Annotated in this window: 17 protein-coding genes; 14 read left to right on the top strand and 3 right to left on the bottom strand. The window is 68.5% G+C overall.

Translation table 11 applies throughout. The annotated features are described in order from the left end of the window. Window positions 1-22: 22 nt before the first annotated feature. Both PROPJV5_RS01295 and PROPJV5_RS01290 read left to right on the top strand, forming a co-directional pair. Window positions 23-592 carry a PPA1309 family protein gene (locus tag PROPJV5_RS01295; RefSeq protein ID WP_119714528.1) on the top strand — a complete coding sequence of 190 codons (570 nt, stop codon included), beginning with the start codon at window positions 23-25 and terminating at the stop codon, window positions 590-592. Beyond that, the gene (locus tag PROPJV5_RS01290) at window positions 589-3,507 is read left to right on the top strand and encodes a UPF0182 family membrane protein (RefSeq protein ID WP_119714527.1); all 2,919 of its coding nucleotides are present in this window, start codon (window positions 589-591) and stop codon (window positions 3,505-3,507) included. The genes PROPJV5_RS01295 and PROPJV5_RS01290 overlap by 4 nt, the downstream gene beginning before the upstream one ends. A gap of 76 nt (window positions 3,508-3,583) precedes the next feature. Here the strand turns inward: PROPJV5_RS01290 and PROPJV5_RS01285 are convergent, their stop codons facing one another. Both PROPJV5_RS01285 and PROPJV5_RS01280 read right to left on the bottom strand, forming a co-directional pair. Then, window positions 3,584-4,945 (bottom strand): M16 family metallopeptidase, encoded by a 1,362-nt coding sequence (locus tag PROPJV5_RS01285; protein ID WP_119714526.1) that lies wholly within the window; start codon window positions 4,943-4,945, stop codon window positions 3,584-3,586. Continuing rightward, window positions 4,942-6,219, bottom strand: a complete 1,278-nt coding sequence (locus tag PROPJV5_RS01280; RefSeq protein ID WP_119714525.1) for a M16 family metallopeptidase — start codon at window positions 6,217-6,219, stop codon at window positions 4,942-4,944. Before PROPJV5_RS01280 ends, PROPJV5_RS01285 begins: the two co-directional genes overlap by 4 nt. 159 nt (window positions 6,220-6,378) lie before the next feature. On the opposite strand from PROPJV5_RS01280, the gene PROPJV5_RS01275 reads away from it, so the two are divergent. From PROPJV5_RS01275 to bioB, 8 genes are all read left to right on the top strand, one after another. Further along, window positions 6,379-8,724, top strand: coding sequence for a nitric-oxide reductase large subunit (locus tag PROPJV5_RS01275; RefSeq protein WP_239018340.1), 2,346 nt, complete (start codon window positions 6,379-6,381; stop codon window positions 8,722-8,724). Between the two features lie 2 nt (window positions 8,725-8,726). After that, window positions 8,727-9,479 carry a hypothetical protein gene (locus PROPJV5_RS01270; protein ID WP_239018339.1) on the top strand — a complete coding sequence of 251 codons (753 nt, stop codon included), beginning with the start codon at window positions 8,727-8,729 and terminating at the stop codon, window positions 9,477-9,479. A gap of 2 nt (window positions 9,480-9,481) precedes the next feature. Continuing rightward, a complete protein-coding gene (locus tag PROPJV5_RS01265; protein WP_119714524.1) occupies window positions 9,482-10,255 on the top strand; it encodes a slipin family protein in 774 nt (257 codons plus the stop codon). Window positions 10,256-10,292: 37 nt separating this feature from the next. After that, window positions 10,293-11,537: an alpha/beta fold hydrolase gene (locus PROPJV5_RS01260; RefSeq protein ID WP_119714523.1), complete on the top strand. Its 1,245-nt coding sequence runs from the start codon at window positions 10,293-10,295 to the stop codon at window positions 11,535-11,537. A 98-nt stretch (window positions 11,538-11,635) separates the two neighbouring features. Continuing rightward, window positions 11,636-12,847 (top strand): cobalamin-independent methionine synthase II family protein, encoded by a 1,212-nt coding sequence (locus tag PROPJV5_RS01255; RefSeq protein ID WP_119714522.1) that lies wholly within the window; start codon window positions 11,636-11,638, stop codon window positions 12,845-12,847. 13 nt (window positions 12,848-12,860) lie between these two features. Then, on the top strand, window positions 12,861-13,157 hold the full coding sequence (locus PROPJV5_RS01250) for a GNAT family N-acetyltransferase (RefSeq protein ID WP_119714521.1): 297 nt from the start codon (window positions 12,861-12,863) through the stop codon (window positions 13,155-13,157). Window positions 13,158-13,290: 133 nt separating this feature from the next. Further along, window positions 13,291-14,706, top strand: coding sequence for a sugar porter family MFS transporter (locus PROPJV5_RS01245; protein ID WP_119714520.1), 1,416 nt, complete (start codon window positions 13,291-13,293; stop codon window positions 14,704-14,706). A gap of 157 nt (window positions 14,707-14,863) precedes the next feature. Continuing rightward, window positions 14,864-15,949, top strand: coding sequence for a biotin synthase BioB (gene bioB, locus PROPJV5_RS01240; protein WP_119714519.1), 1,086 nt, complete (start codon window positions 14,864-14,866; stop codon window positions 15,947-15,949). A gap of 40 nt (window positions 15,950-15,989) precedes the next feature. On the opposite strand, the gene PROPJV5_RS01235 is transcribed toward bioB, so the two are convergent. Further along, a complete protein-coding gene (locus PROPJV5_RS01235) occupies window positions 15,990-17,018 on the bottom strand; it encodes an NAD(P)H-dependent flavin oxidoreductase (RefSeq protein ID WP_119714518.1) in 1,029 nt (342 codons plus the stop codon). 209 nt (window positions 17,019-17,227) lie between these two features. Between PROPJV5_RS01235 and PROPJV5_RS01230 the strand changes: the two genes are divergently transcribed. The 4 genes from PROPJV5_RS01230 to PROPJV5_RS01215 all read left to right on the top strand — a co-directional run bounded on the left by PROPJV5_RS01230 (window position 17,228) and on the right by PROPJV5_RS01215 (window position 22,084). Continuing rightward, on the top strand, window positions 17,228-17,971 hold the full coding sequence (locus PROPJV5_RS01230; RefSeq protein ID WP_147385309.1) for an ABC transporter ATP-binding protein: 744 nt from the start codon (window positions 17,228-17,230) through the stop codon (window positions 17,969-17,971). Next, window positions 17,968-18,714: an ABC transporter ATP-binding protein gene (locus PROPJV5_RS01225; RefSeq protein ID WP_220474283.1), complete on the top strand. Its 747-nt coding sequence runs from the start codon at window positions 17,968-17,970 to the stop codon at window positions 18,712-18,714. The genes PROPJV5_RS01230 and PROPJV5_RS01225 overlap by 4 nt, the downstream gene beginning before the upstream one ends. Window positions 18,715-18,830: 116 nt before the next feature. Continuing rightward, window positions 18,831-20,357 carry an ABC transporter substrate-binding protein gene (locus PROPJV5_RS01220; protein ID WP_119714516.1) on the top strand — a complete coding sequence of 509 codons (1,527 nt, stop codon included), beginning with the start codon at window positions 18,831-18,833 and terminating at the stop codon, window positions 20,355-20,357. Further along, a complete protein-coding gene (locus PROPJV5_RS01215) occupies window positions 20,354-22,084 on the top strand; it encodes an ABC transporter permease subunit (RefSeq protein WP_119714515.1) in 1,731 nt (576 codons plus the stop codon). The genes PROPJV5_RS01220 and PROPJV5_RS01215 overlap by 4 nt, the downstream gene beginning before the upstream one ends. Window positions 22,085-22,105 lie beyond the last annotated feature (21 nt).

The following is a 22,105-nucleotide window of genomic DNA, read 5'->3' as shown; positions in this document are numbered from 1 at the left end:
CACTCATGAGGGGAGGAGTCCAATGAGTTCCGAGTCCCAGGACCATGCGGGGGCCGGCGGCCCGACACCGGCCCAGGAGCCCCTGGCGGCAGCCCTGATCGAGATCGAGCGCTACGTCGGGGCCTCCGGGTGGGACCAGCCGGCCCGGCTGTTCGCGTTGGCGCCGACCGCCCGGCTTCTCGAGGCGGAGCCCTCCCTGGCAGGCCGGCTCACGGTGAGCGCGCCCGACCAGTTGTCCTCGATCGAGCAGGACGACTTCCATCCCGGCCAGGACGTCCTGGCCGGTCTGGCCGCCATCGCCTGGCCGGGAACGGTGACGGGCTGTGCGGTGTGCACCGAGCGCTCCTTCCTGCCCGCCGGCCACGAGGCCGAGATCCCCGACGATCCCGATGAGGCCGCCGACTTCGTGGCCTCGCACCCCTCACGCGAGGACATCCGCGTCGTCATGGGCGCCCTGCGTGACGGCACCACCTACGGCGTGGCCAGGCTGGCCAGCCATCCAGACGAACTCCTGGCCGGTGACCACCTCGTACCGGCCCTGTCCAGCGCCCTCGTGCGCACCTTCGAGTGGGAGGACACCGATCAGGCATGAGCACCGCATCGCAGGCCAAGAAGTCACCGCGTCACCACACGGCACTGGGCATGACCCTCGTCATCCTCGTGGCGGTCATCGTCGTGTGGTGGATCGTCAGCGAGTTCGTCACCGACTGGATGTGGTTCCGCAACCTGCACTTCGGTCAGGTCTTCACCACTCGGTTGGTCACGGGCGCGGTCCTTGCCGTCGGTCAGGGCCTGCTGCTGGGCGGTGTCTGCGCGCTCAACATGGCTCTCGCCTGGCGCAAACGGCCCCAGCGCACCATCAGCGACTCGCCCACCCTCGACCACTACCGGGCGGCCCTGGCCAGGCGCACGGCGGTGATCATCGCCATACCCTCACTGGTCATCGCGCTCGGGGGCGGCTCGCTGGCAGTGACCCACATCGACGAGACCCTCGCCTTCCTCCACCGCACGCCCTTCGGCCAGTCCGATGCGTATTTCGGCAAGGACGTCTCCTTCTACGTCTTCACCCTGCCCTTCCTGAGGTACATCGTCTCGGTCCTGCTGGCGGCCCTGATCATCGGGACGCTTGCCGCGGCCGTCGTCCACATCATCACCGGCTCGCTGTACGCCTCCCCGGTCGCGGTGCGCCCGCAGACCGCCGATGAGGAGGGCGTCCATCCGCCGACCGTCGAGCTGAAGAACCCGTTCAGCGCGGCGGCCCAGGTGCACCTGTCGGTGATGCTCGGCCTCATCATGGTCGTCTACGGCTTCCAGCGCCTGCTGTCCCGCTACGAGTTCGCGGTCAGCGACAACGACGCCCTGTTCACCGGCATCGGCTACACCGACGACCATGCGCGCATCACGGCCCGCCTCATCATCGCCATCATCGCGTGGATCTGCGCGCTCATGTTCTTCGCCAACGTCCGGCTCAAGATGTGGCGTGTGCCCGGCACCGCGATCATCCTCATGATCGTCTCCAGCCTCATCATCCAGGGCGTCTACCCGGTCGCGATCCAGCAGTTCACGGTGCGCCCCAGCGAGGTCAACCAGGAGCGCAGCTACATCGAACGCCAGATCGAGGCGACGAGGGCGGCCTATGACATCGAGGACGTGACGATCTCGGACTACTCCGCCGAGACGAATGTCAGCGCCGGTCAGCTGCGCTCCGACGCCGAGGCGCTTCCCGGCATCCGGCTCATGGATCCGGCGTTGATCGGCGAGACCTACGAACAGCTGCAACAGGTACGCGGCTACTACCAGTTCCCCTCCGTGCTCGACGTCGACCGCTACGACGTCGATGGCGACACCACGGACACGATCATCGCGGCCCGCGAGATCAACATCGCGGGCCTGCCCGACCAGAGCTGGATCAACACGCACACCGTCTACACCCACGGGTACGGCGTGGTCGCCTCCTACGGCAACCGCAGCTCGTCAAACGGTGAGCCCGTGTGGATCGAGGGCGACATTCCTCCCGAGGGCGAACTGGACATCGACGAGTCCCGGATCTACTACGGCGAGTCCGAGAGCCAGTGGGTCGTCGCGGGCAACGTGGAGGGTGCGACACCCATCGAGCTCGACACCCCCGGCGGCTCCGAATCCGGCGGCGAGCAGCACTACACCTACACCGGGGCCGGTGGCGTGGCGATCGGCAACTACGTGATGCGCGGCATGTACGCCACCAAGTTCGCCGATCTGAACCTGCTGCTGTCGAGCAACGTGAACTCGGCCTCACGCATCCTGTACAACCGCACTCCCCGTGAGCGCATCGGCGAGGTCGCCCCATGGCTGACCGTCGACCAGGACCCGTACCCGGCGGTCGTCGACGGGCGCGTCGTGTGGATCGTCGACGCCTACACCACGAGCGCGGACTACCCGAACGCGCAGCACGTCAACCTGCAGGAGACCATCTCGGACTCGGCGCGCCAGAACGCCGGCGAGGACACGCAGATCAACTACATGCGCAACTCGGTCAAGGCCGTCGTGGACGCCTTCGACGGAACCGTCGACCTCTATGCGTGGGACACCGACGACCCGGTCCTGCAGACCTGGATGAAGGTCTACCCGGGCCTGCTGAAGGACCGGGGCGACATCTCCGAGGACCTGATGAGTCATCTGCGCTATCCGCAGGACCTGTTCAAGGTTCAGCGCCAGGTTCTCGGCCGCTACCACATGGAGAACCCCGACAGCTGGTACAACCAGTCGGATCTGTGGGTGGTCCCGGCGGATCCGCGAGACTCCAGCGGCGCCTACGAACCGCCCTACTACCTGTCGATCAAGTGGCCCGGCGACGAGTCCCCGATGTTCAGCCAGACGGCCGTCTACGTGCCGAAGAACCGCGAGAACATGGCCGCGTACATGTCGGTCGTGGCCGACGCGTCGAGTCCGGACTACGGCAAGATCCGGGTCCTGAAACTCTCCGACACGGCTCAGGTGCCGGGGCCGAACCAGACCTACAACGCGATCGTCTCCGACCAGCAGGTGGCCGACAAGCTGCTGCCGTTCATCGGCCAGGGCTCGGACAGCTCGGCCGACGCGCTCTACGGCAATCTGCTGACACTGCCGCTGGGCAATGGCCTGATCTACGTCGAACCGATCTACACCCAGCGCAAGTCGGCGGCATCGGGTTCCTCGGCCGGCACTTACCCGGTGTTGCGCTTCGTCGTCGTCCGGTTCGGCACGCACATCGGTATCGGCGACACCCTGCAGGAGGCCCTCGACTCGGTCTTCGCCGGTGACGCCGGCGCGAGCACCGGTGAGGACGTGGACCAGCAGTCCTCCGGCGACTCGGGTTCCACCGAGCAGCTGACGAACGAGGAGGCCGCCAAACAGCTGCTGCAGGAGGCGAACGACGCCTTCACCAAGGCGGACGAGGCCCTCAAGAACGGCGACCTGGGGGAGTACCAGACCCAGATCGAGACCGCCCAGTCCAAGGCCCAGGAGGCCTACCGGCGGCTCAACGGCTGACCCGTCGCCCGTCCCGCGCGGGGGAGCGGTGTGGTTCCTCCGGGCCACCTGGCCCGGAGGAACCACACCCGGCTCGTCACAGCACGGGGTCGATGACCTCGACCTGGAAGCCGTAGCTGCGCAGGTCGGGCACGAGCCTGGAGGCGTCGCCGCACAGCACGGCACGCATCATGCCCTCCTGGGTGGCCTTGCCGACGGTCGCCTCGAAGGCCGCCGTGGCCTGGTTGGCGTTCGTCGCGGCGAGCCTCTCGTTCAGCTCGTTGACCCAGTTGACGTCGACCCGGTGCGAGGCCAGGACGCTCGCCTGTGCGGCGATCGCATCGGCGGTGTCGTAGCGCAGCGGCGCGATGCCCACCATGAAGCGCACCGCGTCGTCGGCCTCCGACTTCTCCAGCGGCCGGCGCGACAGGTCGAGCAGCTCGAAGACGCCGCGGAACGCCCTCGCCGCCACCTCGGTGCGGAAACTCGCCTGAATGGAGAAACTGCCGTTGAACCTGCTCGCGGCCAACCCGGCCTGCACGCCGTAGGTGAAGCCGTGCTTCTCCCGCAGCTCCATGTTGAGCCGGCTGCCGAACAGTCCGCCGACGGCGCTCGTCGCGACCTGCATCGGCGCCCAGTTCTCCCACTCGCGCCCCGGCACGATGAGGCCGACGCGCATGTCGGCGGCGACCGCTTCGGGGCGGTCGATGACGTAGGTGGGGCAGGGGCCCTCTGCCGGGATCGGGGGCTGCGCGCCGCTGCGTACGCCGGTTGCGGGCCAGGCCCCGAAGATCTCGGCCGCGTGCTCGACGAGTCCGTCGGGCAGGGCGCCGGCAAGGATCAGCGTGGCGCCATCGGCGCGCCACCAGCGGTCGTGAAAGGCGCGTACGTCCTCAGCCGTGATCGTCGGCACGGTGGTCGACGTGCCCGCAGCGGGCAACTGCTGACGGCTACCGGTGACCCAGCTCTTCTGGGCCAGGCCGATCGTGGCCATGGCCGCCGAGTTCGCCCGTTGCTGCTCGATCTCGGTGAGGCGCAGTGCCTTGTGGCGGGCCACGTCGGAGTCGGCGTAGGCGGGGGTGCGGACGATCTCGTCGAGCAGGTCGATGCCGGCCAGCGCATAGGGGGCCGCGACGTCGATGCCGCAGCGGGTGTCCCAGGACCCGGCCGAACTGTCGAAGACCGCACCGATGTCCTCGATGCGTCGGGCGAGGGCCTCACCGGGATGGTCGACCGAGCCCTCGTCGCAGCACCGGGCAGCCAGATGAGCGACACCCTCCTTGCCGGCGGGTTCGTCGGTCAGCGCGACGTCGAAGACGATCTCGGCGGTGATGACGTACTGACCGGGCAGGTCGTAGGCCCAGATGCACATGCCGTTGTCGAGGTCGATGACCCTGGGCAGGGGGAATCGCCACGTGCTGGTCGGGTCGACAGGGGGGCGCAGGATCTCAGAACTCATCGGGCATCCTCGGCTTCATAGATGAGCACCGCTCGGTGCTCCGGGGCCAGCCAGGTACCGGCGGCCTCGGCTATCTGATCGGCTGTGACCGCGTGCATGCGGGTCAGCAGGCTGTTGACCATGTGCGGGTCGCCGGACAGGCTGGCGAAGCCGCTGATCTCGTCGGCGCGGGAGTCGACGCTGGCCAACCGGGTGAGCCATTCACGGTCGAAACCGGCATTGACCCGGGCCAGTTCCGCCTCATCAGGACCCTGCTCCGCCAGCCGGACGAGTTGCTCGAGGATCGCCTCGCAGAGTTCCTGGGGGCTGTGACCCGAGCGCACCCTGGCGCTGAGCGAGGCCATCGAGACGCCGCGGGCGAGACCGAAATCACCGGAGCCGACGGCGTCGGCGATCTCGCGGTCACGGACCAGCAGGCTCGGCAGCCGGCTGGACTGGCCGGACGCCAGCACCGCGAGCGCCTGCTCGACGGCGTAACGCTGGGGAGAGTTGAAGTCCGGGCTGCGCCAGCACAGGTGCACCATCGTGCTGGGCACGGCACGTCGCACCTGGATCGTGGGGACGTCCTCGTGCCGGGGCAGGGGCGCGAAGGGGCGAGCGTCCTGGGCGGGCGCGGCCGGTATGTCCGCGAAGTACTTCTCGACCAGCCCGACCGCCTTGTCGGCCCCGACCGGACCCGACAGGGTCAGGACGGCGCCCCCGGGGTGGTACCAGCGCCGGTAGAAGCCCTGCACGTCCGACAGTGAAGCGGCGTCCAGGTCGCTCATCGACCCGATCGTGGGGTGGCCGTACGGGTGCTCGGGTGGGAAATTCAGTTTCAGCAGCAGTTCGAGCTGATCGCCGTAGGGAACGTTGTCGTAGCGCTGGCGTTTCTCCTCCTTGACCACTTCGACCTGGGTGTCGAAGTTGGCCTGGTTCACCGCCAGCGTGCTCATGCGGTCCGCCTCGAGCCACAGCGCCAGCTCGAGGGCGCCCGGTGGAACCGTCTCGAAGTAGTTCGTGCGGTCGAAGCTGGTCGTCGCGTTGGCGCTTCCCCCGGCCGACTCCATGAGGGCCAGGTGCTCACTGGCCGCCACGTGCGCCGACCCGGCGAACATGAGGTGCTCGAACAGGTGGGCGAAACCGGTCACGCCCAGGGTCTCGTCGCCCGAGCCGACGGCGTACCAGAGGTTCACCGCCTCGGCCGGTGCACCGGGGTCGTGGTTGACGATGACGCGTAACCCGTTGTCCAGGTCGTGTTCGACGATTTCGTAGTCGAGAGCGATGTGCGGCACGGAGTCATTCTACGAGTGCCTCCCAGCCGGCACTCGCAGGGCGGACTCCGATCCGCTCGCCCCCGGACCTGTTCGCCCAGAGTAATAAACAAGGCTGATAATGGATTAAATCCGTCCAAAAATAAACCCGGGATGCTCCTGATAATTATCATGACGCCCATGACGGACTCGCAGCACAGCACCATCGCCGGCCCCGGCTGCTCCCGCCGTACCATGGTGGTGAGCAGGGGGTGGGTCCAGGGCGTCATCCTGGTGATGCTCTTCGGATTCACGGTCATGGGCATCCTCGCCTGGCGCACCTACACCGACTCGATTCCCGTTCCCGACAAGGTCACCGACCAATCCGGGGAGGTGCTGTTCACCGGGGACGACATCGCCGCGGGCCAGGAACTGTTCCAGAACCGCGGTCTGATGCAGTACGGATCGGTGCTGGGCCACGGCGGCTACCTCGGACCCGACTTCACCGCGGACTACCTGCGCCGGGCCAGTGACCGCACGCTGCAGGCGTACCGGGACGAGGGCGTCGCAGACCCGTCGGCCGCCACCATCACGGACTGGCGCACGAACCGTTACGACGAGGACAGCGGGGTGCTCCGGTTCTCCGAGCACCAGACGGACGCCTACCGGGAGCTCACCGGCTACTACGCCGGCTACTTCGGGCAGGACTCGCACGATCTCGGCCTGCTCGCCGACGACATCACCGATCCTGAGCAGATCCACCAGCTGGTGAGCTTCTTCGCCTGGACCGCCTGGGGCGCGGCGGCCCAACGACCGGGGCAGGACTACTCCTACACGAACAACTGGCCGGCCGAGAGCAACGTTGCCAACGAGCCCACGGCCGACATGGTGCTGTGGTCGGCGCTGTCCCTGCTCGTGCTCCTCGGGGGTATCGGCGTGATGTTCGCCATTTACGGACGGTGGAGCGCCAGGATCGGCTGGCACGCCTCGGACGCCCCGTCGATCTCCTTCATCCCGCCGTCCAGGGTGGGGCTCACCAGGTCCCAGCGTGTCACGGCCTGGTTCTGGGTGGCGATATCGGCGCTGTTCCTGCTGCAGACCATCGTGGGTGCGGCGGCCGAGCACTACAGGGCCGACATCACGAGCTTCTTCGGTTTCGACCTGGCCAGCTGGTTCCCCTACAACCTGGCGCGCACCTGGCACGTCCAACTCGCCCTGCTGTGGACGGCGGCCTCCTTCCTGGCCGGGGGCATCTTCCTCGCCCCCTTCATCTCGGGCAGGGAACCCAGGGGCCAGAGCAGATGGGTCGGTGTGCTGTTCTGTGCCGTCTGCTTCGTCGTGTTCGGCTCGCTCGCGGGCGAGATGCTGTCGATCTACGGGGTCTCATGGGCCAGCGGGCCGCTCCTCGGCCAGCAGTGGGAGTACCTGGACCTGCCCAAGGTCTTCCAGGCCGCGCTGACGCTCGGCATGTTCCTCTGGGTGTTCATCATCGTCCGAGCCATCCGGGGCAGGCTGCGCGCCGAATCGCACGGCAATCTGCCCTGGGTGTTCTTCTTCTCCGCCCTGTCCATCCCCGCCTTCTACGCGGTCGGCATGCTCGCCGGTACGACGACACAGATCTCGGTGGCCGAGTACTGGCGCTTCTGGGTGGTCCACCTGTGGGTCGAGGACTTCCTCGAACTGTTCACCACCGTCATGGTCGCGTACATCTTCGTCATGCTCGGCGTGGTGCGCGAGAAGGTCGCCCTGGGAATCATCTACATGGACGTCATCCTCTACTCCGTCGGCGGCGTACTCGGCACCATGCACCACGTCTACTTCTCCGGCACCCCGAGCTCGAACATGGCGGTCGGTGCGGTCTTCTCGGCCGCCGAGGTCATCCCGCTGACCTTCCTGACCGTCGAGGCCTGGGCGTTCATGCAGTTGGGTGCCAGACGAGAGGCCAGGTCGAGCACCCCGTTCCCGCACCGCTGGTGCGTCATGTTCCTCGTGGCCGTGGGTTTCTGGAACTTCGTCGGTGCGGGTCTGTTCGGCTTCCTCATCAACCTGCCCATCGTCTCCTACTACGAGATCGGCACGGCACTGACGGCCAACCACGCGCACGGCTCCATGATGGGCGTCTACGGCATGATGGCGATGGGCCTGGCGATGTTCGCCCTGCGCTACCTCATCCCGCAGGACAAGTGGGACGACAGGCTCGCCAAGGTCTCCTTCTGGTGCTCCAACATCGGGCTCGCCTGGATGGTCTTCGTCACCCTGCTGCCGCTGGGGGCGCTCCAGCTGTACCGTTCGGTCGGCGCCGGATACTTCGAGGCGAGATCGCTCAACTACATCACCGAGCACAAGAACGTCGTACTCGAATGGCTGCGGATGCCGGGCGACCTCGTCTTCATCCTCGGCGGTGTCCTGCCCTTCCTCGTCATGGCGGTCCGCGGCTGGATCCACCGTCACGAGGGGCGCACCGTGGACGAACTGCCCGTCGAACGGCTGTTCGTCGAGGTGGGCTCGGACGGACACGGGTACGCCCCGATCGCGAGCGTGGACTGACCATGGACGAGATGGGCGCCCAGGTCTACCTGTCCTGCCTCTACGCGGTCGTCCTCGTCGCCTTCGCCTGGGGGCTGGACGTGCTGGGGCGGCGCAGCAACCAGCGGTCCCGGGAGTGGCGGACCAGTACCTTCGTCTTCCACGAGGACCACGGCGCGTGGAAGTGCCACCAGGACCAGTGGCTGTGGCCCGCCAGCTTCGACCCGGAGAAACGCGTCATCCGCTACCGGGGGCAGGACGAGATCTGCGGGCGCTGCCCCGTCAAGAGGGACTGCGCGCCACGGCTGGGTCCGCGTGAGATCACCCAGCCGGTCGATCCCTGGCCGCACTCCGAGGCGGGGGTGTTCCACCGGGGCATGAGCCTTGCGATCATGGCCGCCGGTGCAGCGCTCCCGGCGGCCATGCAGGCCGTGGCGAACGGGCTCGCTCAGCGCATCGCGCTCGGCGCGGCCGTCGCCTTCGTCGTCGTGGCCGCCTGGCCGATGATCCGCTCGCTGCGCACCACACCGGTCAACGCGCCCGAGGACCTGCCCCTCGAGTCCTCCGTCCCCGACGATGATGCCGGCCCGGTCATGACCACCGGGACGGGGAAACGGACCACGGCTCAGCGGGTCAGGACTCACGGCGTGCACGGACAGGCTCAGACGGACCGCGCCGCCGATGAGGCCACGCGCCTCATCGAACGCTACGCACCCGCATGGTCGAGCGGACGCACCCGTTATCACTCGACCCTTGACGACACCGACAGGAGCTGACCGTGGGCAGTACTCAGTGGTTCTTCACCCTCATCGCACTCGTCATTCTCGTGGCCGGCCTCCTGGTCACCTGCCTGAAGATCATCCCCGAGTACGAGCGGGCCGTCATCTTCCGCCTCGGCAAGGTGAGGCCGCTGCACGGGGCGGGCCTGGCCCTCATCGTCCCCGGCCTGGACAGGATCGTCCGGGTCGACACGAGGACGGTGACCCTGACGATCCCGCCGCAGGAGATCATCACCCGCGACAACGTTCCGGCCCGGGTCAACGCCGTCGTCCTGTTCAATGTCACCGATCCGATGAACGCGGTGATGAACGTGGAGAACTACGCGGTGGCGACCAGCCAGATCGCCCAGACCACGCTGCGCACCGTGCTCGGGCGCGCCGACCTCGACACCCTGCTGGCCCATCGCGAGGGGCTCAATCGCGATCTGCGCGAGATCATCGAGGTGCAGACCTCCTCCTGGGGCGTCGACGTGTCCGTGGTCGAGATCAAGGACGTGGAGATTCCCGAGGCCATGCAGCGGGCGATGGCCCGCGAGGCCGAGGCCGAGCGTGAGCGTCGCGCCAAGGTGATCAACGCCCGCGGCGAGCTCCAGGCGTCCGGCGAACTGAGGCAGGCCGCCGACGTGCTCTCGGCCAGCCCCGCCTCCCTGCAACTGCGGTACCTGCAGACGCTGCTCGAGCTCGGTGCCGACCAGAACTCGACGGTCGTCTTCCCTCTGCCCATGGACCTGATCGGCCCCCTGCTGTCGCGCACCCTCGACCAGGACCGGTGAGCGGCCCCTGGCGGGTGCGGACCACTAGCATGGGCCCATGACGTGGCAGCGCAGCATTCCCGGACTCCTGACCCGCGAGGTCCGGATCAACGTCCCCCTCGACCACTCCAATCCCGCGGACGAACGCGGCATCACCATCTTCGCCAGGATCGTCGCTGCCCCCGACGGCACCGACCGCCCCTACCTGGTCTTCCTGCAGGGCGGGCCAGGGTGCGAGTCCCCCCGTCCCGGGCTCGACCCGATGTGGCCGGGCTGGCTGCGCCGTGCCCTTGACGACTACCAGGTGGTACTGCTCGACCAGCGCGGCACCGGACTGTCGAGCCCGATCAGTGAGCCGCTCGGGTCGGCGGCCGACCAGGCCGAGTACCTCACGCATCTGCGTGCCGACGAGATCGTCGCCGACTGCGAGGACCTGCGCGCCCACCTCGGGGTCGAGCGCTGGGCGGTGCTGGGCCAGTCCTTCGGCGGTTTCACCGCCGTCCACTACCTGTCGACCCGCCCCGACGCGCTGCTGGCGGTCTACTTCACCGGCGGCCTGACCGGTGTCGGCCACAGCGCCGAGGACATCTACACCGCCTGCTACGAGACGATGGCCGGGAAATCACTGGAGTACTACCGGCGGTTCCCCGAGGACCGCGACCGCGTCGCACGGCTGGTCGACCTGGCCGCCCAGGAGGCCCTTCGCACCCCCAACGGCGACGTGGTCGGGCCGTCCCGCATCCGCTCACTCGGCCACCTGCTCGGCGCCTCGGGCGGGGCCGAGAAGCTGCACTACCTGCTCGAACGCGATCCGGGGTCACGCGGCTTCCGCTACGACCTGGCGGACCTGCTGCCCTTCGGCGGACGCAACGTGCTGTACACGGTGATCCACGAGTCGAGCTACGCCGACGGCGTGGTGACGAACTGGGCGGCCGCCCGCACGCTGCCCGAGGCCTTCCGGGCCGATCCGACCCTGCTGACCGGAGAGCACGTCTTCCCCGAATGGTTCGACGAGGACTCCTCGCTGCGCCCCTGGAAGCACAGCGCCCAGCTCATCGCCGAGCACCCCTGGCCCAGGCTCTATGATCCGCAGGCGCTGGCCGAGGCCGATGTGCCGTGCGCCGCAGCCGTCTACGCCCACGACGCCTACGTGCCCCTGCACCACTCGCTCGAGACGGCGGCGCTGCTCCCGGACATGCACGTCTGGATCACCAGCGAGTACGAGCACAACGGCTCGAACGCCTCGGGCGGGGCGGTCCTCGACCGGCTCATCAGGCTCGCCGACCGAACCCTGGTCCGCTGAACGAGGCCGGGCGCCACGCGCCCGCGTTCGAGTGCAGGGGCGTCCCGGCGGCCCGGATAATCTTGGTGCCACGTGCGCCGACAGTTGGGGGACACACCATGGCCCATCGCATTCGAACCACCCACGTGGGCTCCCTGCCCCGTCCCGACGAACTGCTGGAGGCGAATGCCCGACGGTCCGGGGGCGCCATCGACGACGAGGAGTTCGCCTCGGTCCTCGGCGCCAGCGTCGAGCAGGTCGTCGCCCGCCAGCGCGAGATCGGCCTCGACATCGTCAACGAGGGCGAGTACGGCCACATCACATCCGGGGCAGTCGACTACGGCGCGTGGTGGAACTACTCATTCACCCGCCTGGGCGGCCTGACGATGACCGACGAGGACCGCTGGGCGAACCCCGAGATCGTGCGTTCGACGCCGGGCAACCCACGGCTCACGTCCTTCCCCGACCGCCGCGACCGCGCGGCCTTCCGCGCCGCCTACGAGGACCCGGATTCGGGCATCCTCACCGGACGCGCCTCGGTGGGGAACCCCAAGATCACCGGTCCGCTGACCTACATCGGTTCCGAGGCCGTCGACGCCGACATCGAGCTGCTGCTCGAGGGCCTGGCCGACAACGGGCTGTCCCCGGCAGACGGCTTCATCGCCGCACTCAGCCCGGGGTCGGCTGCGCGGGTGAGGAACGAGTACTACGACAGCGACGCCGACCTGCTGGCCGCCTGCGCCGATGCGATGCATGAGGAGTACAAGGCGATCACCGACGCCGGCCTGACCGTGCAGATCGACGCCCCCGACATCGCCGAGAGTTGGGACCAGATCAACCCGGAACCGACCGTCAGTGACTACCGCGACTTCATCGGCCTGCGCATCGACGCGATCAACCGGGCCCTGGAGTCCATCCCCGCCGACCAGGTGCGCCTGCACGTCTGCTGGGGCTCCTGGCACGGTCCGCACACCACCGACATCCCGTTCGCCGACATCATCGACCAGGTGCTGTCGGTCAGGGCCCACGGCTACTCCTTCGAGGCCGCCAACGCCCGGCACGAGCACGAATGGAGGCTGTGGCACCATGTCCCGCTGCCCGAGGACAAGGTCATCATCCCCGGCGTCGTCTCGCACTCGACCAATGTGGTCGAACATCCCGAACTCGTCGCCGAACGCATCATGAACTTCGTCTCGGCGGTGGGGCCGGATCGTGTCATCGCCTCGACGGACTGCGGGCTGGGCGGCCGCATCCACCCGCTCATCGCCTGGGCGAAGCTCGAATCACTCACCGAGGGCGCCCGGCTGGCCACCACACGCCTGAACGACTGAGAAGGAGCACACCATGAGCAGAGGCGCCGAGAGCATCGAGATCACCGACAACGCCGAGCGGCACCGCTACGAGGTTCTCGTCGACGACGCCGTCGCGGGCTTCCTGGAGTACTCGGTGGACGGTGAGGTCGTGACGATGCCGCACACGGTCGTCGACCCGGCGTTCTCAGGCCGCGGCCTGGCCGGGATGCTGGCCCGCCGGGCACTCGACGACGCCGCTGCTGCCGGCCGGACCGTGGTGCCCACGTGCTCCTTCGTCGCCCGGTGGATCACCAAGCATCCCGAGTACGAGCGTCTCGTGCGGCACTGAGGGACCCGTCCCGTCGAGCCGTGCTGCGGCACCGGATTAAAAACTGGAACAACCCCTCTGCCCGCTCCTCCAGGCGTAAGTTCGCTGGGGACAGACCATCCGTGATGGAACCCCAACATCTGGAGGCAGACGAATGTCCAGTACCACTGCCGGCGCCCAGCCGGCCAACCCCACCAGAGCCAACGGTCTGGTGCTGCGAAGCGCCGTCGTGGCGGCCCTCGGCGGTCTCGTCTTCGGCTTCGACACCGCCGTAATCTCAGGCACGACCACTTCCCTGGAGAAGGTCTTCAACCTCAGCCCGTCCGGTCTCGGTTTCACCGTGGCCATGGCCACCATCGGCACCATCGTCGGGGCCCTGTTCTCGGGCAATCTCGCCGACCGCTATGGCCGCAAGATCATGCTGTACAGCATCGGGGTGCTCTACATCGTGGGCTCGCTCGGTACTGCGCTCACCCCGGCGGGGGCGCACGGGCTCTTCCTCGTGTTCCGCTTCCTCGGCGGTGTCGGCGTCGGCATGTCGAGCGTGTGCGCGCCCATCTACACCGCCGAGATCGCCCCGGCCGCACACCGCGGGCGCCTCGTCGGCCTCGTCCAGGGCAACGTCGTGCTCGGCATCCTGCTGGCCTATCTGAGCAACTACATCATCAGGCTCATCGCTCCCGAGGATGTCGCCTGGCGCTGGATGCTCGGCGTCATGGCCGTCCCCGCCGCCATCTTCCTCATCCTGCTGCTGGCCGTTCCCGAGACGCCCCGCTGGCTGATGTCCGTGGGCCGCGAGGACGAGGCCATCGCGATCAGCCGTCGGCTGTGCACCACCCGGGAGGAATCCGATGAGCAGATCGCGGAGATCCGCGCCCAGCTCGCCGAACAGGCCGAGTTGCGCTCGGTGAAGGTGAAGTTCTTCTCCAAGCGCTATCGGAAGGTGATTCTCCTGGCGTTCTGCATCGCCATGTTCAATCAGATGTCAGGCGTGAACGCGATCCTCTACTACGCCCCGGTCGTGATCCAGGAGGCCGGTGCCTCGACCGACTCGTCGTACCTCATGAGCGTCGCCGTCGGCCTCATGAACCTCATCGCCACGATGGCGGCTCTCACCGTGATCGACAAAATCGGACGTCGCGCCCTCATGATCGTCGGTTCCATCGGCTATCTCGTCTCACTGGGTTTCCTGGCCGGCGTCATGTTCGGTTTCTCCGGACACTTCAACACCACGTCGTCGGTGCTGGTGCTCGTCGGCCTGCTCGTGTTCATCGCAGCCCATGCCTTCGGCCAGGGCTCGGTGATCTGGGTGTTCATCTCGGAGATCTTCCCGAACCGGGTCCGTGGTCGCGGCCAGTCCCTCGGCTCGATGACGCACTGGACGTTCGCCGCCCTGACCACCTACGCCTTCCCACCGGTCATCGCCACACTCGGCGGCGGTGTCGCATTCCTGATCTTCTTCGTGTTCATGTGCGGCCAGCTGTTCTGGGTGCTCAGGGTGATGCCCGAGACCAAGGGCGTGCCCCTGGAGGAGATGGAGTCCCGCCTGGGCCTGGCCGAGACGAGCTGATCCGTCCCTGACGGCAGCGCCGATGCGGCCGCCTGGCCAATCGCATGCCCGGCAGCCGGTGCGCCCCTACTCGCTGACTTGAACAGTGTTCAAGTCAGCGAGTAGGTTGGCGTCTGCGGGGTTGGGAAGGTCCCCTCCGGCAGGAACGGGAGCCGTGATGGATCTTGAGGCCATGGTCCGAGAAGGGCTGCAAGGACGCTCGGTCTCCAAGGGGCAGGCCCTGGAGCTCCTGGCCGCCGACGATGCGATGACCCTGCCGATCGTTGCGGCGGCGGGGCGAGTGCGCCGACACTTCTTCGGCACGGGAGTGCGACTCAACCACCTCATCAGTCTCAAGTCCGGCATGTGCCCCGAGAACTGCTCCTACTGCTCGCAGGCCCTCGGCTCGTCGGCGGCGATACCCAGGTACACCTGGATCGACGACGAGCAGGTGCATGAGAGTGTGAGAACCGGCATCGCGCACGGGGCCTCGACGATCTGCCTGGTGGCCTCGGGGCGCGGCCCGTCCGCACGCGATACCGACCGGGTCGCCCGGATCATCGCCCGCATCCATCGTGAGCATCCGGATGTGCACATCTGCGCGTGTCTCGGGCTGCTCGACGAGGACAAGGCGGCCGTCCTGCGCGAGGCGGGTGCCGAACGCTACAACCACAACCTCAACACGGCACGTTCGCACTACGACGAGATCTGCACGAGCCACGGCTACGACGACCGCGCCGCCACCGTGGACGCCGTGCAGGCAGCGGGGATCAGCCCGTGCTCCGGACTCATCGCGGGCATGGGGGAGAGCGACGAGGAACTCGTCGACGTGGTCCTCGCCCTGCGCGCGATGGGTGTCGGCTCCGTGCCGGTCAACTTCCTGCTGCCCTTCCAGGGCACGTCGCTGGCCGGTCACCGCGAACTCACCCCGCAGCGGTGCCTGCGCATCCTCTCGATGGTGCGGCTGGTCCATCCCGACGCGGAGGTGCGCTCTGCCGCCGGACGCGAGTACCACATCCGCACCCTGCAACCGTTGGTCCTGGAGGTGGCGAACTCGATCTTCCTCGGCGACTACCTCACCAGTGAGGGCCAGCCCGGGCGCGACGACTTGGCGATGATCACCGACTCGGGCTTTCACATCGAGAGCGCCGGGGGAGAGGCCGGTACGGTGTGCATCGGCGACGACTCCGCTCGGGGAGAGGGCACGCCGTACCTCGACGCCGCGGGCGTTCCTCTGCGTCGCAGAGGACCCGGGATCGGGTAGGGCCCGGCGTTCGGCGGCGCCGGCCCGCCCGACCGGCCTCTCAGGGCAGCTGCGATGCGAGACCGTGCAGGATCTGCGCCGTCGGCGCCGCCTGGGCGCTCGCGAAGCCGGTGCCGGCCCACAGTGAGAGGCGATCGGTGTCGCCGGTGATCCACGCCCTGGTTCGCATCGGGCTCGTCATCCGGTGGACGGCCGGGTAGGCGGTGGGCGCGTGCTCGCCGTGACGCTCGATGAAGCCGTTGTGCAGTCCGCGCGCAGGTCTTCCGGTGAAGGCCCTGGTGATCGTCGTCCGCGTGAACTCGCCGCTGACGAGGGCGTCCTGGTAGACCGGTGAGGCGCCCGACTCCTCCGCCCGCACGAGCAGGGTGCCGATCGCGACGCCGTCGGCGCCGGCGGCCATGATCTCGCGCACCGTCCCGGGGCCGTCGACCCCACCCGTGCCGATGATCGGCACGCTCGTCAGTGCCCGGATCCGGGCCACGATCCGTGCGGTGGGGAAGTCCTCGATCGCCCGGGTGGGCGTCCAGGTCGCCGAGTGCCCGCCGGCCCGGGGCCCCTGCACCACCAGGGCATCCACACCGGCGTCGAGCGCCGCCCTGGCCTCGTCCAGGGTCGTGACGGTCTGCAGCACGACGGTGCCCCTGCCCTTGAGTTCGGCGATGAGGGAGCGGTCCGGCAGCGCGAAACTGAACGAGACGGCCGGGACGGGGGCATCCAGCAGGAGGGCGATCTTGTCGGCCCAGTGGTCGTCGTCGGCACCGGGCGCGAAACGGACCTCGGCGCCCAGTGCCGCCGCCTCGTCGGCCAGCTCGGCGGCGTACGCGTTCAGGGCCTGCTCGTCATAGGGCTGGTCGTTCGGGACGAAGAGATTGACCCCGAAGGGCACGCCCCAGCCCCTGGCGGTGTCCAGCTCCTCAGCCATTCGCTCGGGCGTCTTGTAGCCCGCCGCGAGGAAACCCAGGCCGCCTGCCCCGGCCACTGCCTGGACCAGTGCCGTCGTGGAGGGGCCGCCCGCCATGGGCGCGGCGACGAGGGGGAGTTCCGTGTCGAAGGGTCGGCTGCTGCTCATGGGTGCTCCCACCGGAAACGAGTTGGATTGTTTCCACCCTAGGTAATTCCTGATGATCTCTGCCAGCGGTACGAGAGAGAAGGTCAGCGGATGATGGCCTCCTCTCTTCGTGATGCTCCTTGTCGAGGACCATTCCTGCGTGCTGGTGCGACCGGTGCGGGGCGAGCCTGGCCTTGAGGGCCCTGGATGGGAGCCGTTATTTTCCCCCAGTGAATGAAGTCCTCGGCGTGCACGACCTGCGCGTCGCCGCCGGTCGGCAACAGCTGGTCAGGGGCGTGAGCTTCTCCGTGATGGAGGGGGAGCGGCTGGCGCTGCTCGGCGCAAGCGGCTCGGGCAAGTCCCTCACAGCCGAGTCCCTGCTCGGCACTCTTCATGCGCGTCTGAGCCGCAGCGGCGTCGTTGAGTTCGAGGGTGTCGACGTCACCGGTACGCTCCCTCAGGACAGGGCCGGCATGGCCGCCGTCTTCCAGGCCACGGCCACCGCGCTGAACCCGCTCATGAGGGTGGGCAGGCAGTTCCGGCTGGCCGGCCACGAGCACCGTGACGCCGCCGAGACGCTCGTCGCGCTCGACTTCGATGATCCCGACCGCGTCCTCGCCTCCTATCCCATGCAGCTGTCCGGCGGTCAGCTCCAGCGGGTGTGCCTGGCCATGGCCGTACTGCGCAGGCCCCGGATCCTCGTCGCCGACGAGCCGACCAGCGCCCTGGACACCGTCAGCCAGGCCGAGGTGGTCAGGGCCCTGCGCGCCGCGACCGGCCCGGGCCGGGCCGCACTGTTGTTCATCACCCATGACGTCGCCCTGGCCAGCGGGCTGTGCGACCGCGCACTGGTCATGCACGAGGGGACCATCGTGGCCGACGAGGACTTCACCACCCTGCTGGGCCGCACCGGCGATGACTACGTGAGTCGCCTCGTCGCCGCGGCACGCGCCATGAGCGGGGTCGACTCATGAGTCTGTCCGCCGAGGCCCTGACGAAGACCTACCGGATCGGACGCCATGCGGTGTCCGCCCTTGACGGCGTCGACCTGGAGCTGCTCCCGGGGCAGGGGCTGGGGGTCGTCGGCCCCTCGGGCAGTGGCAAGTCGACCCTGCTGCACATCCTCATCCGACTCATCGAACCCGATGCGGGGCGCATGGTTCTGGAGGACGCCGAGGTCACGCGCGGCGCACTGCGTGACTTCCGGCGCGCCGTGCAGTTCGTCCCGCAGGACCCGGCGAGCAGCCTCGACCCGCGCCGGTCGGTGCTCTCCCAGGTCCGTGAACCGCTGCTGCGGCTCGGCGTGACCGGCGATCACGACTCCATGGTTCGCACCGCGCTGAACCGCGTCGGACTGCCCGATCGGCTCATCGCCCAGAGGGCTTCGGGACTGTCGGGCGGTGAGGCACAGCGGGTGGCGGTCGCCCGGGCCATCGTCACCGCACCCAGGTACGTGCTGGCCGATGAGCCGACCAGTGGCCTGGACGCGCCGCTACGGCTCCAGGTACTGGACCTGCTTTCCGAGCTGCGGGCCCAGGGCGTCGGCGTCCTGCTCGTCAGCCATGACCTGTCCGGCGTCAACCGGGTGTGCACCTATCTGCTCGTCATGGCTCGAGGGCGCATCGTCGAGTCCGGCGACCTGACTGCCGTGATGAACGACCCCCAGCACCCCGTGACGCGCACCCTCGTCGAGGCGGTCCCGCGGATCAGGGGTTGAGCAGGCAACACGACACGCAGACCCCACAAGCTCTGGCCAGAACAACAAAACGACCAGGGGCCATCACCGCTGTTGCCGGTGGCCCGCCACAACCCCCATCACGCGAAAGGTTCCTCATGAAGACATCACGACGAGCACTCCTGGGCGCCATCGGCCTGGCAGGTCTGAGTGGTACGGCCCTGACCGGCTGCTTCGGCGACTCCGATTCCACGGGCTCGTCCTCCAGCCGGAGCGAGCGCATCAGGATCGCCTGCCTGTCGGCCCCGCGCTCATCGCTGTCACCCTTCTCGGACGACGCCTACAAGCTCATCGCCTGGTCGGCGGCCGAGTGCCTGACCGTCCTGGACGAGGAGGGCACGCCCCAACCCAACCTGGCCACCAGCTGGGAGCAGCGCAGTGACACCGAGTGGGTTTTCACGCTGCGCGACGGCGTCAGCTTCCACGACGGCACCGCGTTCACCGCCGAAACCGCTGCGAACTCGTTGACCAGGGCCGCCGAGGCCAGCCCGCTCCCGCGGGTCCTGACCGGGGTGGGCCTGTCCGCCAGCGCCGAGGACGGCCGGCTTGTCGTCACCACCGCCTCGCCAGACCCGCTGCTGCCCAATCGCATGTCGAGTCCGAGTCTGTGCCTGCTGGCCACCGCCGCCTATGGTGCCGACGCCACGGACCCGATCGGTTATGGCACCGGCGCCTTCATGATCGCCGGGCTCAACGGCAATGCCAGCGCCAGTCTCGACCGCTACGAGGACTACTGGGGCGAGAAGGCACTCCTGGCCGGTATCGACGCCACGTTCGTGCCGGATGGCACCGCCCGGGCCTCGGCCCTGCGCACCGGTGAGGCCGACATCGCCGAGGCCGTACCGATCGGTCAGCTCGGGGGCATCGACGAGGAACTCATTCACGAGGTGCGGACCTCTCGCACCACCAGCCTGTACCTCAACACCGCTTCCGGTCCCTTCGCCGACCCGGCCGTCCGCGCCGCAGCCCGGGCCGCGATCGACGCGCAGACCCTCATCGACAAGGTCTTCGAGGGGCATGCCGATCTTCCCGAGGGATTGTTCGGCCCCGCGCTCGGATGGGCGGCCCAGGCTCGTGGACGCGTCGGCTTCGATGACCTGCTCTCCTCGCGGGCGGGTGCCGCCACTGACCTGAACGGCCAGGCGGTCACTCTCGCCACCTACAGCGACCGTTCCGAACTGCCCGAACTGGCCGTCCAGGTTCAGCAGATGCTCGAGTCTGCCGGTTTCACCGTCACCCAGGACGTGCGTGAGTACCAGTACATGAACAAGGAGATCCTGGACGGCGGCTTCGACGCCGTGATCCTCTCCCGTGCCATGACGATCGACACCGGGGACCCGGTCTCGACCCTGGCCAGTGATTTCGGAACCGAGGGTAGCTTCAACATTCCGTTGCTGAAGGACTCCGCCGTCGACCAGCTGATCGCCGCGGCTGGCGTCATTGAGCCCGGCGAGGACCGTCAGGACGCGATCGCCCGGGCCGAGGCCGGCGTCCTCGCCCGCGATGCCGTCATCCCGCTGCTGCATGAGCGCAGCTTGCAGGGCGAGGGGTCCGGGGTCGCCGAATGCGCCCGAGACCCCCAGGAACGACTGTTGGTGACGAGCAGGACGAACGTGACCCGATGAGACGCACGATTCGGCCGGGCCTGGTCAACGGCCTGGTGCTCGCCGCCTCGCGTGTCACCGCAACGGCGCTGGTCATCCTGCTCATCGGCATGATGCCCTGGCTGAGTGGCAGTTCGGCCGAATACACGATCCTGCGCGCGCGGTACGCCGAACTCGAAGCGACTCCCGAGAACCTGGCACTGGTCCGTGCCGAGCTCGGGCTGGACCGGGGGCCGTGGGTGATCTTCTGGCAGTGGCTGACCGGTCTGCTGCACGGTGACCTGGGCAGTTCCTGGATCACCGGGGAGGCTCTCGGCCCCGGGCTGTTTCGCTCGTTCAGCGTCTCGCTCACCCTGATGGGCCTGTCCCTCGTGGTGGCCTTGCTCGTCGTCGCACTGATGCTCATCCGCCCGATGCGCGATGGGCTGCGCTTCCGCCCCAACCGGGGTTCGGGACTGGGGTCGGCTGCACTGTCCTCGCTGCCGACCTTTCTGCTTGGTTCGCTGCTGCTCATCTGCTTCGCGGTCTGGTTGGGCTGGTTCCCGCCATACGGCTGGCAGAGCATCCGTTACGCGGTGCTGCCGGCCATCGCCATGGGTGTTCCCACGGGGGCCTACTTCGGACGGCTGCTCTCCGACGCCGTGGCGGGGGCGTGGAGCGAGCCCTGGGTGCGGACCTGGGTGCTGGGCGGTGTGCCGGAGCGCAGTCTGGGCCTGGCCGTCCTGCGACGCGCGATGAGCGGCCTGCTGTCCCAGGTCGCCCTGTCGATCGTCGCCCTGACGGCCGGTGCGGTCGCCGTCGAGCAGATCTTCGCCATCCCCGGCCTGGGCCGCAGCATGCTCGGCTCGGCGGCGGCCCAGGACGTGCCTGCGGTCCAAGCCGCCATGGTGCTGCTGCTCCTGCTCGCCGCGGTGGTCGGCGTCCTGGCCGCCGTCGGACGGTGGATCATTCTCGGCCCCGCGCTGAGGGGCGGGGCCATTCCCGTGCCGAGACCTGCGGCGGTGGGTACGAGACGAACCGGTGTCACGGCGCTCGTTGCTGCCGGGCTGCTCGGGCTGATCATCGCGGCAGGGCTGCCGCGCGACCCTTACGCCGCCGACCATGAAAGGCTCCAGGCCCCCAGCTGGGGGCTTCCCCTCGGCGCCGACGCTTCAGGGCGCGACGTTCTCGCCAGGGTCGCCCACGGCGCCGTCTCGACACTGGGGGTCGCCGTCCTCGTGGTGGCCGCCACGTTCGTCATCGGCATCCTCGTCGGCCTGTGCGGGCGCTGGGCGACCGGTCTCATCGAGGTCGTCAACGCGCTGCCGACACTGATCGTCGGCCTGCTCGTTGCCGCGGTAACGGGCCCGAATTGGTTGGGCGCTGCCATCGCAGTGGCGATCACCGCCTGGGCGCCGCTCGCGGCGCACACGGCGGATCTCGTGGCCGAGGTCAGGGCGCGACCCTACATCCAGCTGCAACCGCTGTGGGGCGTGGGCAAAGCGCGGCAGCTGTTCTTCGGTGTGCTGCCGGCCGTCGTGCCGACGATCGGCCGGCACGCTGTCCTGAGGCTTCCAGGCAGGGCACTCGAACTCGCCTCGCTGGGGTTCCTCGGACTCGGGGCGCAGCCGCCCTCGCCCGAATGGGGCCTGCTGTTGTCAGAGGGCATCGACTACTTGGAACGAGCACCTTGGGTCGTCCTTGCCCCGGCGCTCGCGCTCGTGCTCGCCTCGGTGGCTGCCGTTGCTGCCTCCTCCCGGGAGGGGTGAGGGAGGATCCTCCGCTCGGAC

The organism is Propionibacterium ruminifibrarum, from assembly GCF_900289195.1.
Taxonomy (GTDB): Bacteria; Actinomycetota; Actinomycetes; order Propionibacteriales; family Propionibacteriaceae; genus Propionibacterium; species Propionibacterium ruminifibrarum.
Note: the sequence above shows the minus strand (reverse complement) of the source record. Positions and strands in the feature narration are given on the sequence as shown.